At 66.0% G+C, this 9,533-nt stretch carries 9 protein-coding genes; 6 read left to right on the plus strand and 3 right to left on the minus strand.

What is annotated here, in order from left to right; genetic code table 11:
• Positions 1-86 precede the first annotated feature (86 nt).
• The 3 genes from RBS60_RS11015 to RBS60_RS11025 all read left to right on the plus strand — a co-directional run bounded on the left by RBS60_RS11015 (position 87) and on the right by RBS60_RS11025 (position 3,639).
• Complete coding sequence (locus tag RBS60_RS11015) at positions 87-1,586, plus strand: Eco57I restriction-modification methylase domain-containing protein (protein ID WP_307957591.1); 1,500 nt, start codon at positions 87-89, stop codon at positions 1,584-1,586.
• Entirely contained in the window at positions 1,583-2,527 is a 945-nt protein-coding gene (locus tag RBS60_RS11020) for a BsuBI/PstI family type II restriction endonuclease (protein WP_307957592.1), read from the plus strand. Before RBS60_RS11015 ends, RBS60_RS11020 begins: the two co-directional genes overlap by 4 nt.
• A 503-nt stretch (positions 2,528-3,030) precedes the next feature.
• Entirely contained in the window at positions 3,031-3,639 is a 609-nt protein-coding gene (locus tag RBS60_RS11025; protein ID WP_307957593.1) for a hypothetical protein, read from the plus strand.
• 177 nt (positions 3,640-3,816) lie between these two features.
• Here RBS60_RS11025 and RBS60_RS11030 read toward each other — a convergent pair whose 3' ends face one another.
• Both RBS60_RS11030 and RBS60_RS11035 read right to left on the minus strand, forming a co-directional pair.
• Positions 3,817-4,371, minus strand: a complete 555-nt coding sequence (locus tag RBS60_RS11030; RefSeq protein ID WP_307957594.1) for a hypothetical protein — start codon at positions 4,369-4,371, stop codon at positions 3,817-3,819.
• 216 nt (positions 4,372-4,587) lie between these two features.
• Positions 4,588-4,851 (minus strand): hypothetical protein, encoded by a 264-nt coding sequence (locus RBS60_RS11035; protein ID WP_307957595.1) that lies wholly within the window; start codon positions 4,849-4,851, stop codon positions 4,588-4,590.
• Positions 4,852-4,987: 136 nt separating this feature from the next.
• Here RBS60_RS11035 and dprA point away from each other — a divergent pair, with 136 nt between their 5' ends.
• The 3 genes from dprA (at position 4,988) to RBS60_RS11050 (ending at position 8,053) form a co-directional block, all read left to right on the plus strand.
• On the plus strand, positions 4,988-6,244 hold the full coding sequence (gene dprA / locus RBS60_RS11040) for a DNA-processing protein DprA (protein WP_307957596.1): 1,257 nt from the start codon (positions 4,988-4,990) through the stop codon (positions 6,242-6,244).
• A gap of 177 nt (positions 6,245-6,421) precedes the next feature.
• Positions 6,422-7,357 carry a tyrosine recombinase XerC gene (locus RBS60_RS11045; protein WP_307957597.1) on the plus strand — a complete coding sequence of 312 codons (936 nt, stop codon included), beginning with the start codon at positions 6,422-6,424 and terminating at the stop codon, positions 7,355-7,357.
• Positions 7,358-7,549: 192 nt separating this feature from the next.
• Positions 7,550-8,053, plus strand: a complete 504-nt coding sequence (locus tag RBS60_RS11050) for a DUF3145 domain-containing protein (RefSeq protein ID WP_307957598.1) — start codon at positions 7,550-7,552, stop codon at positions 8,051-8,053.
• Positions 8,054-8,169: 116 nt separating this feature from the next.
• Here the strand turns inward: RBS60_RS11050 and fabF are convergent, their stop codons facing one another.
• Positions 8,170-9,405, minus strand: coding sequence for a beta-ketoacyl-ACP synthase II (gene fabF, locus RBS60_RS11055; protein WP_307957599.1), 1,236 nt, complete (start codon positions 9,403-9,405; stop codon positions 8,170-8,172).
• Between the last annotated feature and the right edge of the window lie 128 nt (positions 9,406-9,533).

Below are 9,533 nucleotides of genomic sequence, written 5' to 3' on the forward strand. Positions count from 1 at the left end.
GGCGAGGCGGCCCGGCATGTGACGGCCTCGTTGGTCTCCGCGGGGCTTGTTACTCCTAGGTGGTGAGATGGGGCAGGATTGCTAGCATGCACGACGACCTCCTTGCCCATGCCGAGATCAATCGGGTGGCAGCCCTAGCCGGGCTCGATTCGAAGAGCCAAGACAGGCTCGGACAGTTCTTCACTCCGGCAGCGGCAGCAGTCCTCATCGCGAGCATGCCGAGACTGCCCCAGGAAGGTCGAATTTCTGTTCTTGATCCCGGAGCTGGATCCGGGATGTTGTCTGCGGCCATCGTTTCGCGAGTGCTCGCCGAGCGACCGAACGTATCCGTTCATGTGGTTGCGGTTGAGTGTGACGAGGCTGTGGTACCGCGGTTGGCCGACACGCTTGAAGCGTGCGTGGTGGCGGGTGGGGGTCGAGTAACGTTCGATATTGTGACGGGCGACTTCATCTCTGTCGCTACGGGCTTCATCGCTGACCCGAGGCTCACAGGCTTCGATCTGGTCATCCAGAATCCTCCGTACGCCAAACTCGCGGCATCGTCGCCGGTGAGGACCGCAGTTCGCGAGTTCGGGGCCGACGCCCCCAACCTGTACGCGGCCTTCCTGGCCGTCGCGGCGCAGACTCTCGCGCCGGGGGGCCAATTGGTGGCGATCACGCCGCGCTCGTTCTGCAATGGGCCGTACTTTGGAGCGTTCCGCTCCTACCTCCTCCATGAACTCGCCCTCGACCGTGTGCATGTGTTCGAGTCCCGGTCGACCGTCTTCGCCGACACCGGGGTATTGCAGGAGAACGTCATCATTTCGGCAACGAAGCACGGCAGACGAGAGACAGTGACACTTTCGATTAGTAGGGGCCACGAGGACGACGCGTCCCACCGCCAAGTGCCATACGCCGACGTGCTACGCCCCGACGACCTCAACCAATTCATTCGGATCGCCACGGATGACGCCGACACTGCCATCGCCGAGGAAATGATGGGCCTGCCGTGTACGCTCGCTTCGCTCGGCGTAACCGTGTCCACAGGTCGTGTCGTCGACTTCCGGTCGCGCGAGTGCCTGCGCTACGAAGGCATCGAAGGGGGGCTTCCCCTGATCTACCCCGGCAATGTTCGCGAGGGCCGCGTGCTCTGGCCCCGGGAGATTCAGAAGGCGCAGTGGTTCATACCCCTCACCGAGGGGGACGAGAAGATGCTCGTCCCCGAGGGCTGGTACTGCGTCGTTAAGAGGTTCTCGGCCAAGGAAGAGCGGCGACGTATAGTGGCCGCGGTATGGTCTCCTGAGACCACCCCTGGCCCGGTCGCCTTCGAGAACCACGTCAACGTACTTCATGTGAAGGGTGGGGGCCTCGACCGCCACTTGGCCTACGGTCTCTCGCTATGGCTGAACTCTTCGGTCGTGGACAAGTTCTTCAGGACCTTCTCGGGCCACACACAGGTCAATGCGACTGATCTCCGGACGATGCGCTTCCCGGACACCGCCGCACTCGTGCGGCTCGGCACGGGAGCACCGGAAGCTCTTCCTGGCCAAGACGCGATCGACGCACTCGTTGCCCGCCTGCTCTACTCGGCCGAGGTAGCCGCATGAACGCGAACGACATTGTGGCGGAGGCACGCATCCTCCTGGGCATGCTCGGTATGGACGCTGAGCGCACCAATGAACGCTCAGCCCTCACATTCCTCGCATTGCTCCATCTTCGGCCAGGCGACCCCTGGTCGGCGGCCGCTAGCCCCATGTTGGGAACGCGGGCGATCATGGATTGGATCCGTGACGAATACCAGCGCGAGTACGCGGCGAACACCCGCGAGACCATCCGTAGATTCACTCTCCATCAATTTGGCGATGCCCTGCTGGTACAGCAGAATCCCGACCGCCCAGACCGGCCCGTGAACTCACCGAAGTGGAATTATCAAGTCACACCGCAGGCGCTCGCCGTGATCCAGAAGCACGGGACTGCGGCTTTTGGTCCGGCCTTGATTGCCTACCTCTCGGCGGTGCCCGGACTGAAGGTGCAATACGCAGCCGCTCGGGAGATGAACCGTATCCCAATCACGCTTCCGAACGGCCAGCCGTTCACGTTGTCACCTGGCGGCCAAAACGTTCTCATCAAGCAGATGGTTGAGGAGTTCTGCCCGCAGTTCACACCCGGTGGGGAAGTGCTCTATATCGGCGACGCCGACGCCAAGTGGGCGCACTTCGAGAAGGACGGACTCGAAGCGCTCGGAGTCGCCGTGGACGAGCATGGCAAGATGCCGGACCTCGTCGTGCACCTTCCGGACAGGCAATGGCTCGTACTCATGGAGGCTGCTTCTTCGCATGGGCCGGTGGACGCCAAGAGACATAGCGAACTCGCCGCGCTATTCGCTGACGCAAGCCCGGGCCTCGTGTACGTGTCTTGCTTCCCGGATCGACGCGAAATGCGGAAGTACCTGCACCAGATCGCATGGGAGACCGAGGTGTGGTGCGCTGAGGATCCAAGCCATCTCATCCACTTCAACGGAGAGCGCTTCCTAGGGCCTTACGACTGAACCTATGGGATAGCCGGGCGCAGACAGGCCTGGACCAGAGGGCATTGGAAATCACGGGTAGTGTTCACGCGGCGGCGGTGCGAAGTTCTACATCGAGCCTCCGCGACGCCTATGTGATGACCGGCGGGCAACGCCCAGGTGCTCATCGTCGACGCATCGCCGAGAGCCTGACCACGTGGGTCATCCCCAGCGCGGAAGTCCAGATCCGGAGGTAGGCACGATGGAAGGATGGTGTTCGTGATGCTCAGCAGCGACGAGACGCACGAGGTGCGATCCGAGGGGTACGCCGCGTTCAACGCGGGCCGTACCCCTCGGGCCAACCCGTACCCCGTGGACTGACCAGGAGCGGTGCCAGGCGTGGATCGCATGGGCACGCCGCGGCCCGGACCGACCGCATCCGGAAGAAGATCGAAAATCCAGCATTAGACGTGTAAAGATGTGAGTATCCTGTTACGTGGGTGGCCCTTTGCGACGGCGCCGGGGGAGTTTCCAGGAGACCGCACATGAAGAAGAAGTTCATCGCCGCAGCCGGAGCCCTTTGTTCGCTCCTTGTTGCCGGGTGCGGCAGCACAGGGCAGGCCACCCCGGACAGCACCCCCAGCGTCGCAGTTGCCGGGCCCGCCAGTGCCTCGGCGACTCCGACGCCGACCGCCACGGAAGGCCCCAAGAGCAGCCGCGGGAACCTCATCAAGGCCGTCGGCCAGCCCGCCAGCCTCACCTACAACGACAAGACCGTGGCCACCTTCGTCGCCAAGTCCATCGAAATCACAACGGCCTGCCCCGCGCAATATGCGCCCAAGCCCAAGAACGGCCAGATCGTAATCGTGACGTTCGACGCCCAGACCACATCCGATCTTGCCAGCACACCAATGAAGACCTGGGACTTGAACATCTTCGGGTGGAAGGCCATTGCCGGGAACGGCACGACCGTCAACGGCAACATCGCGAGCTTCGGCTGCCTCGATTCAACCCAGCAGCTCCCCAGCAGCATGGGTCCCGCCGAGAACGCCACTGGGAAGATGGCCTTCGACGTTCCCCCCGGCAACGGCACTCTCATCTACACCGAGCCCGGGGCGACCAAGGGCTGGGAGTGGGACTACCCGGCCAAGTAAGCGCGCCGGACGGAACTGACCCCACGAGAAAGCCCCCGATGGCTACCAAGCCATCCGCGGCTGTTCTGTCGCGTCTACGGGCCGTTCAGCGGCTCGGGGGGCCTAGAAGCGCCCGGCGGCATTGGGGGGCAACTCGCCGGGCGCCTGCCAAGATGGGTAGCACGGTCACGGGTGTCGTCACTTGAATTCTCGCCTGCGGCGGGGCCACGGGTAGCTGATGTCATTTAGGTGCGTCTGCGCCTTCTTGATTACCCAGTCACGATCGAACTCAGGGTCATTGGTGACCCAGAAATCATCGACGCCGTTGCCTTCCGCCTCCATGTAGCTCAGGACCCAGCCCGGCCGACCGCCGGGGTCGCTCTTTGGATTCAGTACGAGTATGGGGGTCTCGTTATCGTCGAACGTCGCGGTCGGGCGAAGCTCATTCCCGTTCTCGTCGAACTGCAATCCGTAGACGTTGATCGGATACTCCCGACTCGGCTTCTCGCGCTTGAAGGTCCGGCTCGTCTCGCCGCCGTTGGCGTCCTCGGCAGCCCACCGTCCGACCGGGCTGTATCCGAAGGTCTTCAGCCACCCGGTCAATTCCCGCTGGGCACCCCTCATGGAGAGGCTTTCGACGTCGAGGACATCGGTGCGCTCGTCGTCGAACACGACCATGCACTCGATGCCCATGCGCGCCTTGTCGCGGAGCCAGACCTCGATGGGGCCGGTGTTGTCCTGAATCGTTGTCATTGCTTTCCCCTCCGAGGTCCGGGGACCCTGCCGGATGGAGGATCTCGTGCTTCAAGTGTGTCTTAGTGTGCTTAGTGCGTCAAGTGCGACGCGGGATTCTCGGTCCGGTCGCCTCAAGCCAGGCCACCAGATCCGCGAAGCTGACGCCGTGACGGTAGGCCTCGGCGGCGACGTCGGCGACGGTGCCCTGGACGAGGTGTGCCCTCAAACGGCTCATCACCGAGGGTCACCGCCCTGGCTCCGGAGTCCGGCCACGAGGTCGGAGAAGTGGACGCCGAGCCTGTAGGCGACGGTGGCCAGCTCGGCGACGGTCAGGTCGTCCTCGGCGGTCCAGAGGTCGCGGGCGCGGACGACGACCGTGTGGCCGTTGTCGAACTCGACGCGCACGGCGTCGGGCGCGGGTACTGACTCGACCTTGCCGAGCCCGAAGGAGCGGCTCAGGACGCGGGTGCCGGGGGTGGGGTTGGTTGAAGTGGACATTTCGGGTTCCCTTTCTGGTCTGCTAGTCCGTTGTTCTCGTACTCGCCTGGTCGGTGGCGGACCTCGCGGGCATTGACCGGCCCGGCGACGACGAGGTGGGGCAGGCCTTGCTTCTCCGTCAGGCGGTGGGTGCGGCATGAAGACCACACATCAGGAACGCGGCGGCTGGATCGGCGCCGCAGAGGGGCGAGACATGGACCAGACACGAATCGCGCGCGCAGCACTTTCTCGGCTCTTCGAGCCGCTCGACCCCGTGGGGATGCTTCTCGTGGAGGCCTTCGGCCCCCTCGAGGCACTCAGGATCGCCAGTGGGCAAGCGCCGGCCGACGACCTTGCTGCTCTGGCGCGGGTTCTGGACGGCGCGGGCAGAGGCCCGGCTGCAACTCTTCAGTCGGGCACAGGAAAGGCTGGCGGCGGCCTGGCCGCAGCCCTTGAGAGGTGGAGTCCCAGAGTGGCGCACCTTGCACCCGAACGTGACCTCGAAACCATCGCGCGCTTCGGCGGAAGGCTCGTCATTCCCGAGGATGCCGAATGGCCCGTCGGACTCACCGAGCTTGGAACTGACGGGCCACTGTGCCTGTGGGTCCGCGGCGAGGAGCCGTTGCCCGACACGGAGCGGTGCGTTGCTGTCGTCGGTTCAAGGGACGCCACGGGCTACGGGCTCTCAGTGGCAGGAGAGCTGGCGCGTGGACTCGCCGACTTCGGTGTGACGGTCGTCAGCGGAGGCGCATACGGAATCGACGGACAGGCCCACCGCGCGGCGCTGACGTCGTCCGGCCCGGCGGTGCCCACGATGGCCGTCCTGGCTGGGGGAGTCGACCGTTACTACCCCTCGGGGCATGAGGAGCTGCTCAGGGAGGTCGCCCGGCGGGGGCATCTCATTTCTGAGCTTCCGCCGGGGGCCGCCCCCTCCAAACATCGATTCCTCAAGAGGAATCGACTCATCGCCGCGATGTCGATGCTGACGGTTGTCGTCGAAGCGCGTTGGAGATCAGGTGCGCTCAGCACCGCGCGGAGGGCTGTGGACCTTGGGCGGCAGGTCGCAGCGGTTCCCGGATCCGTGTACAGCGCCAATTCGGCCGGATGCCACGGCCTCCTCCGTGATGGCGCCATGTGTGTCACCGAGGCGAAGGAGGCGTACGAGCTCATTGCACCGGCGGGCGAGGGGCTCCCTGAGGAGCGGGACACCCCGACGAAGCCACACGACGGACTCTCCCTCGTCGACCTCATGGTCCTTGAGGCGTTGCCGGTGCGGCGTGGTTCACAACTCGAGCACCTGGCCGTGGTGGCGGGACTGAGCGAGGCCGAGGTTCGTGCCGGGTTGGGAAGGCTCTCGCTGCTCGGGATGGCCGAACGATCCGAGGGCGGGTGGCGACGGACACGGGAGGCGTGACGAAGGAGCAGGGAAGGTGCCGCGCGGCGTCGAGGCGTACCTGGTGGGAAGGCCTGCCCTACGGCGACCCGAGCGTGTCGGCTCGCCTGCCTCCGCCGCCTGCAGGAGTGCGCGGGAGAAGATGGGTAGCGGGATGCGGCGCAGGACACGGAAGAACGCATTGTGAGGGGGCGGGGCATGAGCGGTGGTGAGCCACGGCCCGACTCCGTGGATCCGCTGACTGTTCCGCTGGCAGCCTTCCTGCGTTACCTCGCCCTCGAACGATCCCGCTCGGAACACACCGTCCGGGCCTACGAATCCGACCTGAGGGCGATGCTGGGCTCCGCGGCAGAGGACGGCGCTGTGGACCTCAGCGGCATCGACCTGCGGATGCTGCGTCGCTGGCTCGGGCGACAGAGCGAAGCGGGTCTGTCGAGATCCACTCTGGCGCGCAGGTCTGCCGCGGCCCGCTCCTTCCTCGGGTGGGCAGCGCGGGAGGGGTACATTGATGCGGATCCCTCGATCAGACTCGCGGCGCCAAAGCGTCAGCAGCACCTGCCCGAAGTCCTCCACCAGGATCAGGCCCAGCGCCTCGTCCATACGGCGGTCGACGCGGCGCTGGCCGGCGATCCGGTCGCAGTGCGCAACATGGCAGTCCTCGAGCTGCTCTACGCGACCGGGATACGAGTCGGCGAGCTCGTTGGGCTCGACGTCGACGAGATCGACCTCGAACGCAGGACTTTGCGCGTGCTGGGCAAGGGGAACAAGCAGCGCACGGTGCCCTTCGGGGTGCCGGCCGCGGACGCCCTCGTCCGGTGGCTGGGTGCCCGTGCCGCACTCCTGAACGCGGACAGTGGATCCGCACTCTTCCTCGGGAAGCGCGGCGGGCGGCTCGGACAGCGGCAGGCCCGCGACGTCGTCGACAGCGCGCTCCGGGAGCTGGGCGATACCTCGGCCCGGGGGCCCCACGCTCTGAGGCACACCGCAGCAACCCATCTCCTCGACGGCGGAGCGGACCTTCGCAGCGTCCAGGAACTCCTCGGCCATGCGAGCCTCGCAACCACCCAGCTCTATACCCACGTATCCGTCGAGAGGCTCCGGGCGAGCTATCTCGCGGCGCACCCGCGCGCATAGACGGCCGGGCTACTGGCATATCGGGCCGAGGTCGGGCAGAATGGTCGCGAAACGGCCTCTAGCGCGGTCGCCGTGAGTCGCTCGGAGCGGCTCTCGGCCAGCAGGAGGCAGACAACTCAATAGCCGCAGGTCGCTGGACACCGCCTGCTGACGGTCGTAGGGGAAGACGTACCGACAGCGATGGAGGATGGAATGTCTGCAGTGATGACCCGTGGACTGCTGTTCGTGCACTCGGCACCGAGCGCGCTGTGCCCTCACGTTGAGTGGGCCATCGGCTCGGTCGTTGACAAGCGGACAGACCTTGACTGGACGGCTCAGCCAGCCGCTCCGGGGATGCTTCGCGCCGAGTTGTCTTGGGCTGGCAAGCCCGGAACCGGTGCCCAACTGGCCTCGGCGCTTCGCGGCTGGGCCCATCTGCGCTACGAGGTAACTGAGGAGCCGAGCCCCAGCGTGGACGGCGCCCGCTGGTCCCACACTCCCGAGCTGGGTATCTTCCACTCGATGACGGACGTCCACGGGAACATCGTGATATCCGAGGACCGCATTCGCTACGCCTATGAGGCCGGTGCCGGCGATCCGAGCGTCGTCTACCACGAGCTCTCTCTGGCTCTCGGCGAGGCCTGGGACGAGGAGCTCGAGCCCTTCAGGCACGCCGCCGAAGGCGCGCCGGTCCGCTGGCTCCACCAGGTCGGCTGACACCGCAGACTCGTCCGGCTACAACGACGAAGGGGCCCGCCGAACGGCGGGCCCCTTCACGGTGCAGGTACAGTTGACGTCACCCTGAGCGGCCGAAAATCCGCGCGGCGAACGCGTCAGTGGTTGCGGATCACGATGACCGCATTGTGCCCGCCGAAGCCGAACGAGTTGCTCAGCGCCACGATATCGCCCTTCGGGAGGTCCCTGGCGGTGGTGACGACGTCGAGCGGGATCTCGGGATCCTGGTGCTCGAGGTTGATGGTGGCAGGAGCCTTGCGTTCCTTCACCGCGAGCACCGTGAGCACGGCCTCTACGGCGCCCGAGGCGCCGAGGAGATGGCCCATCTGGGACTTGGTGGCCGAGACTGCCACCTGGTCCACGTGGTTGCCCAGTGCGGCCTTGAGCGCCGTGTACTCGGGCTTGTCGCCTACGGGTGTGGACGTCGCATGGGCGTTGACGTGCACGATGTCCTCGGGCTGGACACGTGCGTCGAACATCGCGGCCTTGAGGGCACGGGTTGCGCCGAGGCCCTCGGGGTCTGGCGCGGTGATGTGGTACGCGTCGGCAGTCACCGAGGTACCGATGAGCTCTGCGTAGATGCGCGCACCGCGGGCGAGGGCGTGTTCCTCCGCCTCGAGCACGAGCGCGCCGGCGCCTTCGCCCATGACGAACCCATCGCGGTCGATGTCGTAGGGACGCGAGGCACGTTCCGGATCGTCGTTGCGCTTGGAGAGAGCCTGCATTGCAGCGAACGAGGCGAGCGGCATCGGGTGGATCGCAGCTTCGGCTCCGCCGACCATGACCACATCAGCCTTGCCTGAGCGGATGAGCTCCTGTCCGACGGCCATGGCCTCGGTGCCCGATGCACACGCCGAGACGGGGGTGTGGGCCCCGGCGCGTGCACCGAGATCCAGGCTCACTGCCGCCGCCACGCCGTTGGGCATGAGCATGGGAACTGTCATGGGCAGGACTCGGCGTGGTCCCTTCTCCTTGAGAGTGTCCCACGCGCTCAGGAGAGTCCAGACGCCGCCGATTCCGGTTGCGAAGGCAACCGCGAGGCGGTCGTGGTCGACCTCCTCGATGCCGGAGTCCCTCCACGCCTCGCGGGCTGCGATGACGCCGTACTGGGTCGAGGGGTCCATGCGCTTCATCTCGACGCGGCTCAAGACCTCGTCGGCGGGAGTGGAGAGCTTGGCAGCGATCTTGACCGGCAGCTCGTACTTCTCGACCCAGTCATCGGTGAGCCTGCGGACACCGGAGACTCCCTTGAGTGCGTTCTGCCACAGGGTGGGGACATCGCCGCCGATCGGCGTCGTGGCACCGAGGCCGGTCACAACAACTTTGCGCGCCATGCTTCGCTACTTTCGTCTGCATTACAGGTTGCCAGCGCCGCTGGCGGGAAACAATCGGCGGGCGGGGGCCCGGCGCCCGGCCCCCGGCGGCCGGGGGTTGGGCGGGGGCGGGCGGGGGCTTGGGCAGC

This window comes from Sinomonas sp. ASV486 (genome assembly GCF_030908215.1).
Classification (GTDB): Bacteria; Actinomycetota; Actinomycetes; order Actinomycetales; family Micrococcaceae; genus Sinomonas; species Sinomonas puerhi.